We start from the raw sequence: 19,679 nt of genomic DNA, 5'->3' as shown, positions 1-19,679 counted from the left end.
CTTCCTCCTACCTTGCGGTTCCGTCGTTATCAATCGCTGCGTTAAGCGATCAGCGTGACGACGAAGCCGATCAGGGCAAGAGCCTCGACGAATGCGGACGCCAGAATGAAGACCGTGAACAGACGACCCTGAACCTCGGGCTGACGTGCCATAGACGTGGTAGCGCCGTATGCGGCAAGGCCGATGCCAATAGCAGCGCCGATAACACCGAGACCATAACCGATGACTCCCACAATTCCTCCTTTGTCGCTCGCCCTTTCATCTGTTTGCTTGGGCGATTTTTATATCCGTGCTATGCAAGAGGCGGGATGGGATGCCCGCCGGGTTGCCCCTTGTTACTCGTCCTGCTCGACGAGCTGGATGTAGACGGCCGAGAGCAGCGTGAAGACGTAGGCCTGGATGACAGCAACCAGGATCTCGACCAGATAGATGACAATCAGGATAAGCACCCAGAAGATCGAGCCAGCCGCGCTACCAAGCGCCGCGGCAGAGAAGCCCTGCAGCAGCGGCTCAAAGAAGAGCGAGGCGAGGATGGCGAAGGTGCCCATGACGACGTGGCCGGCGAACATGTTGCAGAAGAGTCGGACGGCCAGCGTAATCAGGCGAAGGAACGTAGAGAAGAGCTCGATGATCCAGACCATGACGCGCATCGGCATCGCGAGACCGGCGGGCGCGAGGCTTGCGAGGTAGCCGCCCAGACCCTTTCTCTTGATGCCAACGGCAATGAAGTAGACGAACGAGCAGAGGGCAAGCGCCGCGGTTACGCCAATAGTGCCGGTGCCCGGATGGCAGCCGGGGATGATGCCCACGATGTTGTTAAAGAGAATGAAGAAGAACAGCGTGGCAATGAACGGGAAGTGCTTCTTCCACGTATCGCCGAGAATCGACTTGCACATGTCGTCGCGCGCAAACTCAACGAGCGACTCGACGCCATTGACAAAGAACCCCTTCGGAACAAGGCTTTCGGACTGCTTCTTCTTAAAGACGAACATCACGATAAGAAGAAGCGCGATGGCGACAAGCATCCAGAAGATGTATTGGGTGAGACCAACATTGGTGTCGCCAACAATGGCGTGGGATAGAAAGCTGTTAAGCAGCTCATCCATCGCGTCAGGTAGCTTGGAAAGCGCGTCCAATTTTGTCCTTCCTTTCCCGCAACACAGTCTTGCACGGCCTCAAACGCTTGGAGAGTGCGCTCGGAGCCGCAGCAGCGGGCCTCATTCTACCATCGGGAAAGTGTTACCCACTTTCCACGAACCTCTATCAGATTGGCAAAGCGTTGTCCAATTATTGTAACTGGCGCTCTCCGCAAACCCAATAAGGCAGAACGCATAGTAGCACGTTAGATTGTGGGCTCTACGAAAACGTTCCAAAAATATGAACCTTGTTCAAAAACTGACCAGACCTCAAAAGAAAACTCCATCAATTATCAGCGTATTTGTTAGGTGCGAGACTTCTTCCACGCTAAAAAACCGCTCACCGAAACGCTCACGAGAAGCGTAATTGACGAGGACGTCCCAAAAGCAAGAACCGCAGAGGGGTCCTTTCTCGAAACCGCAGCGATGGCAAGGGTAAGGACGAGAAACGACACCAGAACGCATCCCGCCCCCGCCGCCATGGGTGCCTCGTTTTTTCTGCTCGCGCGCGCAAGAACAATAAAGAAGGGGACCGACGCCGCAAGGCCAAAGCACGCGCCTATGACAACCCAAAGATCCATGTGCCGTGACGCCCCCTCTCTTCCGTCGAGCGACAAAAAAAGAGAGCCCGCGGCCAGTCAGTCGGCCGCGGGCCCGAAAAAAACATGCTGCGCTATTTCGTACCGTAGATGCGGTCGCCGGCATCTCCCAGACCAGGCAGGATATAGGCATCCTCGTTCAGGCAACGGTCAACCGAGCAGGTATAGAGGCGCACGTCCTTGTCGTAGTCGAGAACCGCCTTAACGCCCTCGGGGCAAGAGACGATCGTGAGGCAGCGAATGTCCTTCACGCCCGCCTCGCGCAGAAACTGGATGGCCGCCGTAAGGGAGCCGCCGGTGGCGAGCATGGGGTCAACCACGAGGCAGGTACGGTTCTCGATGTCGGGCGGGAACTTGCAATAGTACTGGTGAGGAACGTGAGTCTCGGGGTCGCGATACATGCCAACGTGACCGACGCGGGCGGAAGGAACAAGGGTCAGGATGCCGTCAACCATACCAAGACCCGCGCGAAGAATCGGGATGATGGCAACCTTCTTGCCGGCGATACGCTTGCAGGTCGTGACCTCGAGCGGAGTCTCAACCCGAACGTCCTCGAGCGGGAAGTCACGCATGGCCTCATAGCCTTCGAAGATGGCAAGCTCGGTCACAAGCTCACGGAACTGCTTTGTTCCCGTATTCTTGTCTCGCAGAATGCTGAGCTTGTGCTGGACCAGAGGATGGTCCACAACCGTCAGTCTGCTCTCGTCGTAATCGGCCATGTGCTTCCCTTCCTTGTCGTAAGACGTTCTGTGGCAATGCCGCCGCAAGTACTTTACAGCTCAGGATAGAGCGGGTGGGCGTCAAGAAGCTCTTTTACTTCACCGGCAACGAGGTCGAGCGTCGAGCTGCTGTCGATATGGGTGACGACGTCGCCAATCAGCTGGCCAATCCGCTCGCACTCAGGCTCGGTGAAGCCACGCGTCGTAGCCGCTGCGGAGCCAACGCGGATGCCGCTTGTCACGAACGGCGAGCGGGTCTCGCCGGGAATCGTGTTCTTGTTGACCGTAATGCCCACCTTTTCAAGGGCCTGCTCGGCATCGCGACCAGTAACGTCGCCTGCGGGGGTAAGGTCAACAAGCAGCAGATGGTTATCGGTGCCGCCAGTAACGAGGCGAAGACCGCGTGACTGCATGCCGCGACCGAGCGCCTTTGCGTTGGCCAGGATGTTGTCTGTGTATGTAGCGAACGAAGGCTGCAGCGCCTCGCCAAAAGCAACTGCCTTGCCAGCGATAACATGCTCGAGGGGACCGCCCTGGGTGCCGGGGAACACCGAAGAATTGATCTTCTTCGAGACGGCAGGGTCATTGCAGAGAATGATGCCGCCGCGAGGTCCGCGCAGGGTCTTATGGGTGGTAGAGGTGACGACGTCGGCGTAGGGAACGGGAGAAGGATGACGGCCCGTGGCAACAAGACCGGCGATGTGCGCCATGTCGACCATCAGAACGGCGCCGTTGTCGTGCGCAATCTGCGCAAAGCGCTCGAAATCGATGACGCGAGGATATGCCGAGGCGCCAGCAATGATAAGCGTGGGCTTGTACTTCTCGGCCTTGGCAGCCACGTCGTCGAAGTCGATGCGCTCGGTCTGGGGGTCAAGGCCGTAAGAGACCACGTTGTAGAGCTTGCCTGAGAAGTTGGCGGGCGAGCCATGCGTAAGGTGGCCACCGTTGTCGAGCGACATGCCCATGATGGTGTCGCCAGGCTTGCAGAAAGCGGCGATGGCAGCGTAGTTGGCCTGCGCGCCAGAGTGAGGCTGTACGTTTGCATAGCCTGCGGAGAAGAGCTTCTTCACCCGCTCCCGCGCGAGGTTCTCCACCTCGTCCACTGCCCAGCAGCCACCGTAATAACGCTTCCCGGGAAGACCCTCGGCGTACTTATTGGTAAGCGGCGAGCCCACGGCCTCCATTACGGCAAGCGAGACAAAGTTCTCGGACGCGATAAGCTCGATGGAACCGCGTTGGCGACCAAGCTCATCTTTGATTGCAGAGGCAACTTCTGGATCAGACGCGCTCAAGTGCTCGAGGTACATGGTGTCCTCCTCATGGTTGGGCAGCCTCGGGGGAGATCCGCCGCAGCGGGACCCCACCCGCCAATAGGCACAGTACATACACGTCGGAACCCGCGGGCTCCGAAAAGCTACGGTTATACGCACACGCAGGAGCGCCGCCGCAAGAAGCGACGCAGCTTACAGACAAGAGGTTAGCACGCACCCCTTGAGACCCTATGAAAACTAACAGGCGCGCAGCAAAATGGCAATCTTTCAGAAGCGTATGACATGCTTGTGGGGTGCCTGCAGGATATGCGCAACCGTCACGTCAGGAGCTGGCTGCTATTCGAGCGACGAGAAAACTTCGCCGGCAGAAAGGGCTCCTTCGCGAAGGATTTTCGGCTCTCGAGAAGTACAGTCCACAATCGTCGATGCCGTGCCGCATGGGGTTTGCCCCCCATCGAGCACGAGGTCCGCGGCGTCTACAATGCCTTGCTCTAGCATTGCGCCAGAGGTTGCCGCAGGAGCGCCATGCGAGTTGGCACTCGTCTGCGCAAGCGGACCGACCTCGCGCGTAAGCTCGCGAGCGAGCACAGAGTCAGGACAGCGCAGGGCGACGGTCCCGGAGGGCGCGCGATACTCGGCGGGAATCTTGTCCGACGCCTTCACGACAAGCGTGAGCGCTCCTGGCCAGAAGCGCCGCGCCAGCTCTTGGGCCCATTTGGGAACGCCCGTCGCGTAGACCATCAAATCGGCAACATCTGCCACAAAAAGCGGAAGCGTCTGAGAGAAGTCGCGCTTCTTTATTTGAAAAATGCGCCGATGGGCGGGGTTCTGGGGCGTCGCCGCGCAGGCAAGCCCATAAACGGAGTCGGTGGGAAGAACGAGCACGCCTTCCGTGCGCAGTACCTGAGCGCCTCTTGCAACAGCTTCTGCGCTCGGGCGCTGCTGGCTGACGGCTAGGACCTCTCCCATAACTCCCCCATCATCACTCGTGGATGGCGACAAGGACGCGTGGACGGTGCGTAAGGTCTTCTCGGACCTCGACGGACTTCCAGCCGCCCTGCTCGCGCACCAAGCCGGCGGCTGCATCGAGGTGGCCCTCAAAAAGTTCGCAGCAGAGCATGCCGCCCGGCGCCAAAGCAGCGGGCGCAAGCTCGAGGATGCGACGGAATACGTCGAGACCGTCGGGACCTCCGTCAAGCGCGAGCTCTGGCTCGTGGTCCTTGACCTCCGCAGGGACTTCGTTTTTCAGCACGTCAGTAGGGATGTAGGGCGGATTGGACACGAGCACCGAGAATGTCCCCATAAGCTTTGGGTCAACGCCAGAAGCAAGGTCGCACTCGACGATTGAAACTGCGTGCTGCAAGTTCAGAGCATCGCGGTTGCGGGTAGCGAGCTTGATGGCATCGGGCGACAGGTCCGTGGCCACCACGCGCGTCCCCGGTCGCTCACTTGCCAGCGACAGCGCGATGCAGCCTGTTCCCGTTCCAATCTCAAGCACGCGGCATCCCTCGGGAACGACAACGACGGTTTTTGTGGGCTGATCGACCTCTTCGCTTGCCAAAGAGGAGGTGTGCTCTTCGGACGGCTGTTCTTTCTCCTCAGAAGTGACCGCCTGATTGGACTCTGGCGACGGCTCGGCTGCAACCTGCTCCTTGACTGCGGGGAACGTCAGCGTTGCCATGTCGACGCCCTCCAAAGCCGCATCCACAAGGATTTCCGTCTCGGGACGCGGGATGAGGACGCCTTTCTCGCAGCGAAGCACGATGTGACGAAAGGGCATCTCGCCCGTAACGTATTGCAATGGCTCGCCATTGCCGCGGCGTGCAACGCCGTCGTGCATGAGGGCGAGCTCTTCTTTGTTAAGCGGCTGGTCAAAGTTCATGTACAGCTGCACGCGCGTGAGGCCGGTGGCATTGGAGAGCAGCCACTCCGCAGAGAGGCGCGGATGCTCGTCGCCCTTGCGCTCAAGATAGCCCACGGTCCAGTTGAGTATGCGGCGAATGGTCCAGGGCTCAGTCTTCTGTTGTACGGAGGTTTGCTGGGGCACGCGAGCTCACACCGCCTCGGCGAGCTTCTCTGCGCGATCCGCCGCAGCCAGCGCCTCGATGATGCTTGAGAGCTGGTCGCCCATAAGAACGCCGCTATAGGTGGCATTGAACCCAATGCGGTGGTCGGTGACGCGGTCCTGCGGCTGGTTATAGGTGCGAATCTTCTCAGAGCGGCTGCCATGACCAATCTGCGAAAGGCGCGCGGCGCCCTGCTCTGCCTGCTGCTTCTCGAGCTCCATCTGATAGAGGCGAGCGCGCAGCATCTGCATGCAGACCTCACGGTTCTGAATCTGCGAGCGCTGCTCCTGCGACTGCACGACCGTATTGGTAGGAAGGTGCGTGATTCGCACGGCCGAATAGGTCGTGTTGACGCCCTGCCCGCCAGGGCCGGAGGAGCAGTACGTGTCGATGCGCAGGTCCTCGGGATTGATCTGAATGTCAATCTCGTCGGCCTCGGGGAGCACCGCCACCGTTGCCGTGGATGTCTGGATGCGACCCTGGCTCTCGGTCTTGGGGACGCGCTGCACGCGGTGGACGCCACTCTCGTACTTCATGACCGAGTAGACCTTGTCGCCCGTAACCTTGAACTCGATGGTCTTGAAGCCGCCGGCCTCGCCGGGGCTTGCGTCGAGGACCTCGGTCTTCCAGCCACGAGAAGAGGCGAAGCGCTGGTACATATTGAAGAGGTCGCCGGCAAAGATTGCCGCCTCGTCGCCGCCAACGCCTGCACGAATCTCGACGATGGTGTCCTTCTCGTCGTTGGGGTCGCCAGGAATCAGCATGATCTTGATCTCGTCCTCAAGACCGGGAAGCTTTGCCTCGTTTTCGGAGATGTCCTCCTGGAGCATCTCCTTCTCGTCTGAATCGGAGGTCTCGCGCAGCATCTCCTTGGCCGCGTCGATGTCGTCGAGCGCCTGCAGGTACTCGCGGGCCTTTGCCACAAGGTCCGCCTGGTTTGCATGTTCCTTTGCGATGCGCGCGTACTCCTTGGGGTCAGAGACGATGGCCGGGTCGACCATCTTCTTCTCCAGCTCCTCGTACGCGGCAATCAGCTTCTCAAGCTTGTCGCGCATGGTGATTCTCCTTACGGTGGCCGCGGCGTCGCAGCGCGACGGTGACGCAGCATAGTTAGTCAACGTTGAAAGTCTACCACCGCAAAGACCACCATATACGCGACGGCGCCCCGCTCACGCAGCGCACACGCGCTAGCTGAGCGAGACGCCAAAAACTGCCTAACCCTCTAAATAAACGGGCAAGAGATTCAGCAGCTACCAATACAGTCGGATTCTCGATCCGCCAGGGACCGTCTTATACATCCAGTATGCATTGTCCGTCGGCATGCGAACGCAGCCATGGGAGATTGCCATGCCCAGACGGCCATCCATTACGTTCCAGGAATTCGGATAGTAGAGGACGGAGTGGAACAGGTAGTTGCCAGTAATCTGCGTCGCATAGTAGCAAGTGTAGCCGTGGCCGAAGCTGTACTCCTTGATGCCCACGCTGTAGGTGCCTTCGGGGCTCGGGGTGCTCGGCTTGCCGATGTCGCAGATACTGTCCATAACGAGGTTCCAATCGCCGTTGGAGCGATGGAACACCATGACGCGCTTGTTTGTCTTATCGCAGATGATGGCGTAGCTGGTGCTGCTTCCCATCGAGCAGACGTTGTTGTATGCGCGAAGCTGGTAGCCGCTGTAGCGCTGAATCGTCGTCTTCTCAAACCAGAACGCCTGGGCCTTGGTGCTGTTGTATTCATACTGCTGCACGTTGGCGCCCGCGGCCGAAGACCCGCTAGAAACGTCAAGCGCCTTGCCCGACCCAACGTTTATGAGGGAATAGCGACCGCCATCTGCAATCGCGACGTCCCAAAGCTGCGCCTTGGTGCCGTTCCAAGACCAGGTCTGCACGTTTGCGCCGCTATACTTGAGCCCAGAGTCAACGTCGAGGACACGGCCAGATACAGCAGAGATGATGCGATAGTGGTCGCCGACCTTCTCGATGGTGAACTTCTGCGCAAGCGTATTGTTTGACTTCCACGTCTGGACGTTTGCACCGTTATTTGTTGCACCGCCCGCCACGTCCAGCACGGTGCCAAGCGCGCTGTGGATAACGAACGCGCCGGTAGGGAGCTTGAGCTTTGTGCTCCAAGGAATGAAGTATTGAGAGCCTTTGGAGCTTGCCTTAGAGGTGGTCAGCGAGTTTGAAGTAGAGGCGGTTCCGCCAGAGGGTGCAAGGGCCTTTCCCGTCGCAGCGTTTACGAAGACGAAGTAGTTGCCATTCCAGACGACCTTCCACGTATTCGCTTTGCTTGTCGCGGTGGCGTGGTTGCCCTTCTGAACAACGGAGCTGCCGGAGGCGGTAATCCAGCCACCAGAAGCAGCCGTCCTTATGCGGTAGCTGTCATTGCCAAGGCTGACAACCTGGAACACCTGAGCCCTTGTGCCGTTGTTGTCATAGGTCTGGATGACGGCACCGGACTTCGTGGATGCGCCTGCGACATCGATGCGTTGAGAGCCATTGCTCCACGCGGCGAAGGTATACAGGCCTTCTGCAAGCGTATCGACCTTCGAGAGGGTCCAGCGCTGCGCGGCGGTACCGTTTGACTTCCAGCACTGGACGTTTGCGCCATTAGCGGCCAAGCCGCTAGTAACGTCGAGCGCAAGACCGTTTGCCTTGCAGATAAGCGTGTAGGTGCCATCCTTATTTTTCTTGATGGCCCACAGGGAGCTGTCGGTTGATGACGGACGGCGCGTCTGCTGGACGTTTGTGCCAGAGACGAGGTTGCCTTTCTCGGCATCAAGGGCGTCTCCGGAGTTGACCGAGACGATCCTATAGAAGCCGTCACCGTTATACACAAGATGCCAGCGCTGGTTGTTTGCCTTGGTTGCCTCCCAAGTATGGACGTTTGCCCCGCTGCTGTGAGAGACGCCGTCGACGTCAAGAAGGCGCTTGCCGCTGATTGCCGTTCTCAGAAGATAGGTGCCGTCCTTGACGGTTTGATAGCCAATGACGTTTGGCTTCTGAAGAAACTCAACCAGCTGGGCTGAGGTGTTGTTGCGAGCGTAAACGTCCACGTTTGCGCAGTTTTCATCGGAAGCCCACTGGACGTCAAGCGCAAGATCGGGGTCTGCTGCCAAGACGACGGAGAAGCAATCCCCGGACTTCACGATGGACCAATACTGGCGAGAAGAGCCCGTCGCATCGCCAAGCTTGACGTTTCCGGTCGAGTCAAGCGCGTTAGCCGTCAGAACGGCGGACGAGTCTTTGGTAGACGAAATCTTGTAGTAGCCAGCCTTGGTGTCGTAGCTCACGTGCCAGCGCTGCGCGCTCGTCATGTTGCTCTCGTAGGACTGGACGTTCGTGCCCGGCTCGGTGCTGCCAGAGTCGGCATCAAGCACCTTGTTTTCGTCAACGTCAAAGTGGATAACGTAGTCTCCATCGGGGATGGTCTGCTCGCTCTTGCCAACAGGGGTATCCAGAAGCAGGTCGAAGAGCTGGGCAGCAGAGCCATTTGCCTTGTAGACTTGAATGTTTGCGGAGTTGTCAGACGAGCAGCTATCGACATCGAGAACCAAGCCGTTTGCGAGACCAATCGTAAATCCGCTAGCCGAGCGGACGATTCGCCAAAGTCGAGTGCTTGCAGAGCCGGTCGCTTTGCCCAAGCTTACGTTAGAGCCCTTCGTGTTTCCCGAGGCGGCGAGCGCAAGGTTGCTATGTCCGGCAGCGGTAATTGAGTAAAGCCCCGTCTTGGCGTCGCGCGTCAGCGTCCAGCGCTGGGCAGCCGTTGCGTTGTACTCATACTGCTGGACATTCTCGCCGTTCTTCATCTTGCCCTCAGAGACGTCAAGAACCATATCGTCGCCCGTGTGGGTTCTGATGACATAGGTGCCGTCGCTTACGGGGGCCTGTTCAGTCGTGCTGGTGCTGGTGGTGGCCTTGGCGGCGACAGCGTAAGTCTTTGCGCGGACAGCAACGGCGGCGGTCGCATCAGCGGAGGTCGCATCAGAAGAGACGTCGCTGGTTGAGGAGGCATTGTCGGTGGCGATGGTGGACTGGTCGGTGATCTCGGTGCTCTTTGCGTCAGCCTCCGACTGCCCGTCGGTCGCGAGAGAGGGAGCCTCGGCCTGCGTGGCACCTGTGCTCGAGGCTTCATCGTCGATTGAGTCGGAGCTCGTGGCGGCGTCGGTCGCTTCGGCGTCGTCGGTGGGCGCCGCGGCGTCGTCGGCGCTCGCGACGGCATCGGTCGCGCTGGCATCGTCAGTGGCTGCAGCGGCATCGACCGTTGCGGCTTCGTCGGTGGTCGCAGCGCCGGTCGATTCAACAACGTCGGTGGTCGTGGCGACCTCGCCAATCGTGGCAGAGTCGGTGGCGCAGGGGGAGGTCGAGCCGCTCTCCGTAGCCGTCGAAGCGACGCCGCTCTCTGTGACAGTCACGGATTCGGCATCATCGCCCAGCGTTGACTCGGCCGAAGCGCTCGTCTGCTCTGCGATGACGGCCTCTTCGCTTTTTGCCTGGGCAGTCGTCTCATCGCTCGCAATTGCCTGGGCGGGTCCCAGTGCAAGAGCAAACGCAACAGAAAGTGCCAAGGAGGCGAGAAGAGTACGCCCGTTTCCCTGCATGTCTCCTCCATCTCGTCGGAAGAAAGCAACCGACATCAGAAATCATGGGTGAAAGCAGACACATGGTCATGCCTATTTGGAGTATATGCGGCAAAGGCTGCGCGCGGTCCGAGCGGTACCCAAAAAAAGTTTAACGGGTCCACTCGGGCCGTTGTGCGGAGAGGCTCAATAACCTCGCAACGGACGAGGGGCCTCGCCTTCCATAAAAAACGAGAGCCCTCAACGAGAGCCCCCGATTACAAACTTCGTATCGCGGTAAGACGTCTAGCGATCCGCTAGCTTCTCGCCCATGAGAAGCCCCATGACGGAGGCCATCATCAAGCCGCGCGTCCAGCCCGACGAGTCTCCCAGGCAGTGCAGGTGCGCCACGTTGGTGTCGAAGTTCTCGTCCATCTGAACGCGGTTGCTGTAGAACTTGACCTCGGGCGCGTACAGCAGGGTCTCGGAGGCGGCGAACCCCGGAACAACCTGGTCGACCGCCTTGATGAACTCGATAATCTCGACCATCGGGCGCATGGGCATGGCGGCTGTGATGTCGCCGGCCTCTGCGTCGGGCAGCGTCGGCACGAGGTTGGACTGCGACAGCTCCTTCGGCCAGGTGCGCTTGCCGTCCAGGATGTCACCAAAGCGCTGCACCAAGATGTGGCCCGCACCCAGCATGTTGATGATCTCGCTCACGCGCTGGGCGTACAGGATTGGCTTATCGAAGGGGCTCCTGAAGTTGAGCGTGCAGAGAACGGCGACGTTGGTGTTGTCGCTCTTGCGCTCCTTGTAGGAGTGCCCGTTCACGACAGCGAGGCCGCCATCGTAGTTTTCCTGGCTCACGAAGCCGCCAGGGTTCTGGCAGAAGGTACGCACCTTGTTCTTGTAGGGGTTGGGATAGCCAATGAGCTTCGACTCGTAGAGCACGTCGTTTACGTGCTCCATGATCTCGTTTCTCACCTCGACGCGCACGCCGATATCAACTGGCCCGGCCACGTGGCCGATGCCATGCTCCTCGCACATGTCATCGAGCCAGCTGGCGCCACGTCTGCCAGTTGCGATGATGGTCTCCTTGGCGTCGATGCGCGCCTCTCCGTCCTTGTTCTTGATGATGACGCCCTTGCAAACTTCGTCCTCGATCAGGACCTCGAGGCACTCGGTTTCAAACATGATGTTGACGCCAACTTCGAGCAGGTGCTTCTCGATGCGCCCATAGAGCTCCCGCGCCTTCTCGGTGCCAAGGTGACGGATTGGGCAGTCGACGAGCTTCAGGCCGGCGCTGATGGCGCGACGGCGAATGTCCGCAACGGCATCGGGGTGCCCTACGCCCTCCACGTGCGGATCGGCTCCGAAGTCGAGATACATCTTGTCAACGCGGTCGATGGTCTCCTGGGCAAACTGGTGACCGATGAGCTCAGGCAGGTCGCCGCCGACCTCGCGCGAAAGCGAGAGCTTTCCGTCGGAGAAGGCGCCAGCTCCCGAGAAGCCCGTCGTGATGCGGCAGGGCTGGCAATGCACGCAGTAGCCAAGCTTTTGCTTGGGGCAGCTGCGCTTCTCGATTGAAAGGCCTTTCTCGACGATAGTGATAGAGCGGGAGTCCCCCTTGCTCAGAAGACCCAGCGCGGTAAAAATTCCTGCAGGACCTGCGCCAACAATGACGACGTCAGTTTGAATGGTCTTGCCATCTTCGCTCATATATGTTCCCCCCTACAAACTAGACACACAATGCGCCCAGTCATTTTATTGTTGCCGATTTCTACCACTCTGTAACGCGGCATTCCCTATTGCTGCGTCCACAGGCGGGCAACGGACAAGCGGACGACAAGGTCCAGCAACCAAGAAATAGGACTTAGGACCCCTCTGCGTACGTTGGGATGTCGTGTCTGTCGCGTTAACGGCCTGCCAGATTACGGCGAATTTTTTCGCCTTGGGCATGCATCGCACCCACAATGGGGTACACGACAGAGAGTATCGACCAAACAGAAGAGGTCGCAGTACCAGGAGGTCACATGTCCATCATTCAGAAGCCGGAGCCGCTTGTTATTGGCAACAAGGCGTTCTATACGCTGACGTCGTACGACCCCGTCGAAGTGCAGGTTATTGAGCCTCTGACAACAGACGACGAAGTTGAGCTGGCACTTTCAGCCATTGCCGAGCAGGCTGGCGGAACTCGCGAGGACCTCGAGGACCCCTCTTGGGTCGAGAAGCACCTTGGCGAATCGTCCACAATCGATGAGCTCAAGGACCAAGTTCGCAAAGAGCTTGACGCTATGAACGAAACAACCGTCCAAAACCAGATTACCGAGCAGTGCTTGGAAAAGCTTTCCGAGCGTCTCTGCCAGTCGGTCCCCCAAAACCAGGTTGAGCAGTACGAGAACCTCATAGCGCGCGAGCTCATGGCTAGCCTTACGGGAGGCCAGGCCGGCGTCACGCTCAATGACGCGCTGCGCAGCATGAGCATCTCATCCGCACAGTTCGAGGCTCTTGTGAAGGAGCAGGCCAAAGTCGAGGCCGAGCACGCCGCCGCCCTCGACGCATATGCCAGCGAGAAGAAAATCAAGGTGGACGAGACGGAGCTTCCGCACCTGATGGGCCTCTCCCCCGCCGATGCCGAGGCGATTCTCAAGAAAGCGAAGGCCGCTGGTCAGATGGATGCGCTGCTCGACTCCGCAAAGCGCAACAAGGCGCTCAACGTCGTCATCAGCGAGGCGCATGTGACGCGCTCCAAAGAGACCGAAGAGGAGGCCAAGCAGCGCTTGCAGACAACGATTGCGCAGCTTCAGGCCCAAGCCAATGCAGCCGCTACCGCTTCCGAGGCACGCAACGCAAGCGGCACGCAGCCTTCCGCGGGCGGAGGAGCAAGCCCCGCGGACCGCGAGGACAAGCCCGCCGAGGGCGGCAGCGGTCTGAAATTTGTATAGCATGCCCAGTTAGATGCATCGAAAAAAGGAGGCGGCTCCACAGAGTCGCCTCCTTCTTCTGTCTTGCAGCAGCCCTGCGAGAAGGGCGCCTACTCAGCGGCCTTCTCCTCGGAAGGAGCAGCCTCTGCAGGGGTGGCCTCGGCGGGAGCCTCGGCAGCCTGCTCGGCTGCGGCCTTCTCGGCCTCCTTTGCAGCCTTGGCGGCCTCTGCCTCGGCCTTCTTGGCGTACTCAGCAGCACGCTTGGCCTTCTCGGCAGCCTTGGCCTCCTTGGCAGCCTTGCGAGCGGCCTGCTCCTGGGCGGCCTTGGCGGCCTTGGCAGCCTTGGCCTCCTCGGCACGCTTCAGCTGGGCAGCAGCAGCGCCACCGAACTTCTCGGAGAAGCGCTGGACGCGACCACCGGTGTCAACGAGCTTCTGCTGGCCGGTATAGAAGGGGTGGCACTTGTCGCAGAGATCGACGACGATCTCCTTCTTGGTGGAACGCGTCTTGAACGTGTTCCCGCAGGTGCAACGAACGGTGCACTCCACGTAATTTGGGTGAATTCCTTGCTTCATGGCAGGACTCCTTTTCTTGGCCCTGGTTTCCGACCAGGGCAGGGGTGGTGTGTCTCAGTCTCCCGAGACGCTCAAGCTTTGAAAATATAGCACTTCGCCAACACCTCATGTGTGGAGAAATGCTGGGAACGAGATCCGTTTCATGGAATACACTGTGGCGGGAACGTAGGAACTCAACCATACCCACGGAGGCAATCATGTTTCTCGCGATTGACGTCGGGAACACGCAGACCACCATTGGCCTTTTTGATGAGGAAGGCGCCTCGGTTCATGGCTGGCGCATGTCAACAAGCAGGACCGACACCTCGGACATGCTAGACTCGCGCCTGCACGGCTTTTTCTCAAAAGACGGTCTTGACCTGAGTTCCGTTGACTGCGCAGGGCTTGCCTGCGTTGTGCCCGTCCTTACGCGCGCGTGGTCAAAATGCCTCACCGACCACCTCGCGCAGCCGCCGATGGTGCTGACTCCCGGAGAGTGGTGCGGCATCGATGTTGACATGCCGAACCCCCGCTCCGTCGGCGCAGACCGCATTGCCAATGCCGTCGCAGCAAAGAGGACCTATGGCGCCCCCGTTATCGTGGTCGACTTTGGCACAGCAACAAACATCGACGTCGTCGATGCGGACGGCAAGTACCGCGGCGGCGCCATCTCGCCGGGGCTCATGCTCTCGGCTTCGGCTCTCTTCTCCCGCGCGGCCAAGCTCTCGAGCGTGCCCATCGAGGCCCCTGCCCACGCGCTCGGGGACACAACCGAGACCGCGGTGCAGTCAGGCATCGTCGTAGGCGCCGCGGCCATGGCGGAAGGTCTTGTCGGCCGCATCAAGGAAGAGCTGGACATTCCCGAGGCTCCCGTTATTGCCACGGGCGGCCTTGCGCGCACCGTCAGCAAGGCAACGACGCTCTTTACGACCGTGGACCCCGAGCTCACGCTTCGTGGAATCGTTGATATCTACCAGATGAGAGAAGAGCGAAACCCGCGCTAGCGAGAGGCGCGGATGGAGGCCTGCTCGGGAGAAATCTCGAGCTCGCCTCCGAGCTCGTTTTTAATCGTGGCCCTACCCCAGATGTCAATCCCCGCAAGCGTTCCCTTCATGGCAACGCGTCCGTTGGGATACACCACGTCGACCGGCTTGCCCATCAGGAGCACGCGATCGAAGTAGTCGGAGAGCACCGGCGCGAGAAAGCCCGCAGCCGTGCGCCCAGCAGCCGCGTTGGCAGCCCAGTCGTCCACTCGCGCTAGAATGCCCTTGCACACTCCACTAGCTAGCTGCTGTTCAGAGGGCATGCCCTCGTTTGCGTCAGACAGGTTGAACGCAAGGGATGCCACCACAAAGATGCCATCCTCATAGCCCGCGGCGGTGCGCACGCTAGAAACAAGCCCGCGCTCGCTCGTCAAGTCTGCCGGCCAGCCGATGCCCACACCAGAGACACCCAGGCTGTCAAGCCCTTCGCATGCCCCCAGCGCAACCACGTACGGCACTCCTGGCACGTCTTTCATGCCTATGCCCGGCTTCAGAACGACGGCTATCTCGAGCTCTCCGCCCTCGCTATGAGAGAAGGCATCTCCGTGAGCCGCGCCAGAGCGGGCTGCGTCCGTGGCCTTTGCCGCAGCTACTCCCACAGAATCTCACCCAAATCTGCCGTCACGTGACCGACGCGCTGCTCGGAATCGACAACGTCCACGCCAGCGTGCTTAAGAAAGCGCACGGGGTCATGCATGAGGTCTTCCATAGGGACAAGAACGTAGTCGCGCTCGCCCAAGCGCGGGTGCGGAAGCGTCAGCTTAGAGCCCGCATGCTGCTCGCCCTCAACGTAGGCAAGGTCGCAATCGATTGTGCGAGGACCATGGCCCGCTTCCTCAGGGTTGCGCGTACGGTCCAGCGCGTCTTCTACCGCAAGAAGGTGGTCCATCAGGACAAGCGGGTGGAGCTCGGTGCGAATCTCGGCCACGGCGTTGGCAACAGGTGTCGCGATGCCATAGGCAGGCTCGGTCTCGTAGGCATGGCTCACCGAGACTACGCAGGTCAGAGGGATGTCGTCGATAAGCTGCACGGCTCGCGTGAGGTACTTTATGCGGTCGCCCACATTCGAGCCAAGCGAGACAAAGCCCTGGCGCGAGTCCTTATGAGAGACGGCCCAGTACGAGTTGATGGCCTGCGCAGCTCCTGCCACATCATGAACGCGCAGGATGCGGGCGCCATTGGCGACAGAGGATATGCAGATGCCGTACGTGCCGGGATCGCGGTCGGCATCGTCTTGTACGCCAGACACCGCGCCAACAAAGCCCTTGCGTGACACGGAGCACAGAAGCGGATAGCCCATCGAGACCATTGAGCGAGTGGCTCGCTGAATGACAACGTCCTCGTCGGGAAACTTGTCGAAACCCGGACCAGGATCGATGCAGATGCGGTCATGATTGACGCCAGCGCGCATGAGCGTACGCGCCTGGTCGCCCAGAAAGCCCATGACCTGTCGCATGATCGAGGCCTCGTCGGGAAGAGTAAAGCGATGCTGCGAGGAAAGGGCGCGCTGCGGCTGACTGCGCGTTGGGCGAGAGTCATCCAGCTGGACAACGCGACGCGAAACGTGAGTGCCAAGCCCCTTATGCTCCCAGTGCATAATTACGCAGCCACAGTCGGTCTCCGAGACGACCTGCACCATGTCGGGGTCGGTAAAGCCCGTCACGTCATTTATGATCGAGGCGCCCAGGCGCACGCACATCTTTGCGACGGAGGCATGGCGCGTGTTGATTGACACGATGGCGCCCGCAGCCACAAGCGCACGCACAACAGGAACCACGCGCGCCGCTTCAGCGTCAGGCGAGAGGGGATCTTCTCCCGAAGGCGTCGTTCCCCCATCGACGTCGATGATGTCGGCGCCTTCGTCGAGCAACTCAAGACCACGCTTGACCGCTTTGTCGGGGTCATACGTCTCGCCACCGCCCAAGGCAGAGCCAGGGGTCACGTCCAGAATGCCCATGATGCGCGGACGCGCAAGCGAAAGCTCGTGCTTACCGCACTGCCAGGTTGCGTAGTTCTCTCTGAGCAAATTCATCGACCTCCCGACTTCTGCAAGCACGGTCGGTGCCCGCAGTACAACAATCCAATCTATTTTAACGACGCCGGGGCGTTGGGGCTAGAAATCGAAAGCTTTGGCGATGTCGCATGCACAAACAAGGTCAGCAGCGGAGTCTTGAGGGGTGGGCTGCTTATTCACGATCACAAGGTCTGAGCCATTGAAGTACTGGACAAGCCCCGCCGCAGGATACACCACAAGAGACGTGCCTCCGATGATTAGCATGTCGCAAGAAGCGATTGCCTTCGCCGCGCCAATCAGCGTGCCTTCGTCAAGCGACTCGCCATAAAGAACCACGTCAGGCTTCACAAGACCGCCGCACTTCTCGCAGTGAGGAACGCCCTCCGTACCCATGATCCACTCGGCAGAATAGACTGCGCCGCACTTCTGGCAGATATTGCGGTGCACCGACCCGTGCAGCTCGTAGACCCGCTTGGAGCCGGCCTTTTGATGAAGGCCATCGATATTCTGGGTAACAACGGCCGTAAGCTTGCCCTGTTCCTCAAGCTGGGCAAGCTTGAGATGAGCCTGGTTTGGTTTTGCGTCCAGAGCAATCATGCGGTTACGATAGAAGTCATAGAACTCCTCGGTATGGGTCATGAAGAAGTCGTGCCCCAGCATGGTCTCTGGAGGGTACTTGAACTTTTGGTGATAGAGACCGTCCTCGCTCCGAAAGTCGGGGATGCCGCTCGCCGTCGAAACGCCCGCGCCACCAAAGAACACGACGCTCTTCGCGCGGTCGATGCGCCGGGAAAGCTCCTGCGCCGCTTGCTGGGGATCTGTAATCGTTCTGCCGCCACCCATGGTTTCCTCCCGTTCGAACGGGGTATGTATCCCTCGATGCTATCACCGAAAGGAGTGAGTGCCATGGCCGATCAGGCACAAGGCGAACCGACCGTACTAAAAAACAACGTCACTGATTGCGCCCTCGTTATCGAGGGAGGCGCGATGCGCGCAAGTTTTACCTCGGGCGTCGTGGGCGTCCTCCTAGAGCAGGGCATTTACTTCGACTACGTGTGCGGCATCTCGGCAGGCACGACCGTCGCGACAAACTACGTCTCGCGCGACCTCAAGCGCACGAAGCGCTCGTTTGTAGATTTCGTCGACAACCCCAACATGGGCGGCGTTCGGTCGTTCCTTCAGCGACATGGCTTCTTTAACGCCGAGTACGACTATCTGGGTTGCATTGAGGATGGGTCCATGCCGTTTGACTGGGAGACGTTCCAGGCCAACCCCGCCGAAGTGCGCATCCAGGCATTTCAGAAGGACACGGGCCGCACTGTTGTGTGGGGTCGCGACCACATGCAGACAATGCAGGACCTCATGGCCTGCGTGCGGGCAAGCTCCACGATGCCCGGCATCATGAAGCCCATTGAGGTGGATGGCCAGGTCATGCTGGACGGCTCGCTTGGCGAGGGTGCCGGGCTTCCTACACACATCGCCGAAGACGATGGCTACGAGAAGTTCTTCGTAATCACGTCCAGACCCGCTGGCTATCGAAAGCCAGAGGTTACAAATGCGCGCCGCAAGACCATTGTGAAGCTGTTCAGCGACTCGCCTTACGCAAGGAATGCCCTGTTCACGCGCCCTCAGCGCTATAACGAAGCGCTTGACCACCTGCAGGAGCTCGAGGCCGCGGGCAAGGCATACGTGGTGCGTCCGCGCGAGATGCCCGTAGGCCGCACGACGCTTAACAAGCCCGAGCTTGAGCACGCGTTCATGCTTGGCCACGAACAGGCTATGGACGAGCTGCCGCGCTGGCGTGAGTTCTTGTTTGGCGAGAAGGACGAGACGCACTGATGGACGAAAGTGAGCAGCTCGAGAGCAACGTCTTTGATACAGCCCTGTGCTTTGAGGGCGGAGGGTACCGCGCGTCATACACATCTGGGTTTGTGAACGTTCTGCTTGAAAACCACGTCTACTTCGACTTTGTATGCGGAATCTCGGCAGGTGCCAGCCACACGGTTGACTATGTCAGCCGTGACAAGTGGCGCGTCCGAGCATCGTTTATGCAGCTGACCGACAAGCGTCCCGAAGCCGGCGGCGTCGTGTCGATGCTCACGGGGCATGGATACTTCAACGCAGACTACGACTACGTCGGATGCACGCTCGACGGCGTCATGCCGTTTGACTGGGAGACGTTTTCGGCAAATCCTGCGCGTGTCGCCATCCAGAGCGTAAGAGCCGACACGGGAGAAAGCGTGGTGTGGGGAAGAGAGGCCATGCCCGCCGCAATCCCCATGATGGAGCACGTGCGCGCGAGCTCCACGCTTCCTGGCATCATGAATCCAACCGTCGTTGATGGCCACGTCATGTTTGACGGTGGCTTGGGAGAGGGGGCGGGGCTCCCAACCCACATGGCAGAAGACGCGGGATTCAAGCGAATCGTATTTGTGGCAACGCGACCGCGTGGCTACCGCAAGAAGGCCCCTACCCCGCACGAGCTGCGCGTCTATTCGGCAATTACGCGCAAGTACCCAGCAATCTACGAGCTTCTCGCCACGCGCGCTGATCGCTACAACGCGGCAATGGAACACCTGGAGAAGCTCGAGCGAGATGGTCGCGCATGGGTGTTCCGACCCGACGTTATGCCCGTCAAGTCGACGACCATAGACAAGCCAAAGCTTGAGCAAGCGTACGAGATGGGCTACGAGCAGGCGCGCCGTGACTTTCCCGCCATGATGGAGTGGCTCCGCGGCTAGCAAAGCGCTACCCTCTTGGTGTCAAATGCATAAGCCCACAAGAAGAATCGAGATAG

At 59.7% G+C, this 19,679-nt stretch carries 18 protein-coding genes; 4 read left to right on the top strand and 14 right to left on the bottom strand.

The features are described from left to right. Positions 1-41: 41 nt before the first annotated feature. From atpE to ACOYJL_RS09150, 10 genes are all read right to left on the bottom strand, one after another. Positions 42-233: an ATP synthase F0 subunit C gene (gene atpE, locus ACOYJL_RS09195; protein WP_433569933.1), complete on the bottom strand. Its 192-nt coding sequence runs from the start codon at positions 231-233 to the stop codon at positions 42-44. Positions 234-335: 102 nt separating this feature from the next. Further along, positions 336-1,136, bottom strand: coding sequence for a F0F1 ATP synthase subunit A (gene atpB, locus ACOYJL_RS09190; protein WP_433569932.1), 801 nt, complete (start codon positions 1,134-1,136; stop codon positions 336-338). 305 nt (positions 1,137-1,441) lie between these two features. Then, positions 1,442-1,717 (bottom strand): hypothetical protein, encoded by a 276-nt coding sequence (locus tag ACOYJL_RS09185; protein WP_433569931.1) that lies wholly within the window; start codon positions 1,715-1,717, stop codon positions 1,442-1,444. A gap of 92 nt (positions 1,718-1,809) precedes the next feature. Continuing rightward, complete coding sequence (gene upp, locus ACOYJL_RS09180) at positions 1,810-2,454, bottom strand: uracil phosphoribosyltransferase (protein ID WP_433569930.1); 645 nt, start codon at positions 2,452-2,454, stop codon at positions 1,810-1,812. A 53-nt stretch (positions 2,455-2,507) separates the two neighbouring features. Further along, a complete protein-coding gene (gene glyA, locus ACOYJL_RS09175; RefSeq protein WP_433569929.1) occupies positions 2,508-3,761 on the bottom strand; it encodes a serine hydroxymethyltransferase in 1,254 nt (417 codons plus the stop codon). Between the two features lie 300 nt (positions 3,762-4,061). Continuing rightward, positions 4,062-4,694, bottom strand: coding sequence for an L-threonylcarbamoyladenylate synthase (locus tag ACOYJL_RS09170; protein ID WP_433569928.1), 633 nt, complete (start codon positions 4,692-4,694; stop codon positions 4,062-4,064). A gap of 13 nt (positions 4,695-4,707) precedes the next feature. Beyond that, a complete protein-coding gene (locus tag ACOYJL_RS09165) occupies positions 4,708-5,772 on the bottom strand; it encodes a N5-glutamine methyltransferase family protein (protein ID WP_433569927.1) in 1,065 nt (354 codons plus the stop codon). A 6-nt stretch (positions 5,773-5,778) separates the two neighbouring features. Further along, the gene (prfA, locus tag ACOYJL_RS09160) at positions 5,779-6,846 is read right to left on the bottom strand and encodes a peptide chain release factor 1 (RefSeq protein ID WP_433569926.1); all 1,068 of its coding nucleotides are present in this window, start codon (positions 6,844-6,846) and stop codon (positions 5,779-5,781) included. Between the two features lie 195 nt (positions 6,847-7,041). Next, positions 7,042-10,389 carry an RICIN domain-containing protein gene (locus ACOYJL_RS09155; RefSeq protein WP_433569925.1) on the bottom strand — a complete coding sequence of 1,116 codons (3,348 nt, stop codon included), beginning with the start codon at positions 10,387-10,389 and terminating at the stop codon, positions 7,042-7,044. A 264-nt stretch (positions 10,390-10,653) separates the two neighbouring features. Further along, entirely contained in the window at positions 10,654-12,066 is a 1,413-nt protein-coding gene (locus ACOYJL_RS09150) for an NAD(P)/FAD-dependent oxidoreductase (RefSeq protein ID WP_433569924.1), read from the bottom strand. Positions 12,067-12,380: 314 nt separating this feature from the next. Between ACOYJL_RS09150 and ACOYJL_RS09145 the strand changes: the two genes are divergently transcribed. Continuing rightward, positions 12,381-13,292 carry a hypothetical protein gene (locus ACOYJL_RS09145; RefSeq protein WP_433569923.1) on the top strand — a complete coding sequence of 304 codons (912 nt, stop codon included), beginning with the start codon at positions 12,381-12,383 and terminating at the stop codon, positions 13,290-13,292. 89 nt (positions 13,293-13,381) lie between these two features. On the opposite strand, the gene rpmE is transcribed toward ACOYJL_RS09145, so the two are convergent. Further along, entirely contained in the window at positions 13,382-13,846 is a 465-nt protein-coding gene (rpmE, locus tag ACOYJL_RS09140; RefSeq protein WP_433569922.1) for a 50S ribosomal protein L31, read from the bottom strand. A 197-nt stretch (positions 13,847-14,043) separates the two neighbouring features. Here rpmE and ACOYJL_RS09135 point away from each other — a divergent pair, with 197 nt between their 5' ends. Beyond that, positions 14,044-14,829, top strand: coding sequence for a type III pantothenate kinase (locus ACOYJL_RS09135; protein WP_433569921.1), 786 nt, complete (start codon positions 14,044-14,046; stop codon positions 14,827-14,829). Here ACOYJL_RS09135 and ACOYJL_RS09130 read toward each other — a convergent pair. The 3 genes from ACOYJL_RS09130 to ACOYJL_RS09120 form a co-directional block, all read right to left on the bottom strand. Next, positions 14,826-15,467, bottom strand: a complete 642-nt coding sequence (locus ACOYJL_RS09130; protein WP_433569920.1) for a hypothetical protein — start codon at positions 15,465-15,467, stop codon at positions 14,826-14,828. The two genes, ACOYJL_RS09135 and ACOYJL_RS09130, sit on opposite strands and share 4 nt — an antisense overlap. Then, positions 15,458-16,894, bottom strand: coding sequence for a 2-amino-4-hydroxy-6-hydroxymethyldihydropteridine diphosphokinase (gene folK / locus ACOYJL_RS09125; RefSeq protein WP_433569943.1), 1,437 nt, complete (start codon positions 16,892-16,894; stop codon positions 15,458-15,460). The genes ACOYJL_RS09130 and folK overlap by 10 nt, the downstream gene beginning before the upstream one ends. An 87-nt stretch (positions 16,895-16,981) precedes the next feature. Further along, positions 16,982-17,725: an NAD-dependent protein deacylase gene (locus tag ACOYJL_RS09120; RefSeq protein ID WP_433569919.1), complete on the bottom strand. Its 744-nt coding sequence runs from the start codon at positions 17,723-17,725 to the stop codon at positions 16,982-16,984. A gap of 63 nt (positions 17,726-17,788) precedes the next feature. Between ACOYJL_RS09120 and ACOYJL_RS09115 the strand changes: the two genes are divergently transcribed. Both ACOYJL_RS09115 and ACOYJL_RS09110 read left to right on the top strand, forming a co-directional pair. Further along, entirely contained in the window at positions 17,789-18,721 is a 933-nt protein-coding gene (locus ACOYJL_RS09115) for a patatin-like phospholipase family protein (RefSeq protein WP_433569918.1), read from the top strand. Next, complete coding sequence (locus ACOYJL_RS09110) at positions 18,721-19,623, top strand: patatin-like phospholipase family protein (RefSeq protein ID WP_433569917.1); 903 nt, start codon at positions 18,721-18,723, stop codon at positions 19,621-19,623. The genes ACOYJL_RS09115 and ACOYJL_RS09110 overlap by 1 nt, the downstream gene beginning before the upstream one ends. Positions 19,624-19,679 lie beyond the last annotated feature (56 nt).

Origin of the sequence: Tractidigestivibacter sp. (assembly GCF_050946515.1) — a bacterium.
GTDB lineage: Bacteria > Actinomycetota > Coriobacteriia > Coriobacteriales > Atopobiaceae > Tractidigestivibacter.
This window is presented reverse-complemented; position numbering and strand designations above follow the sequence as displayed.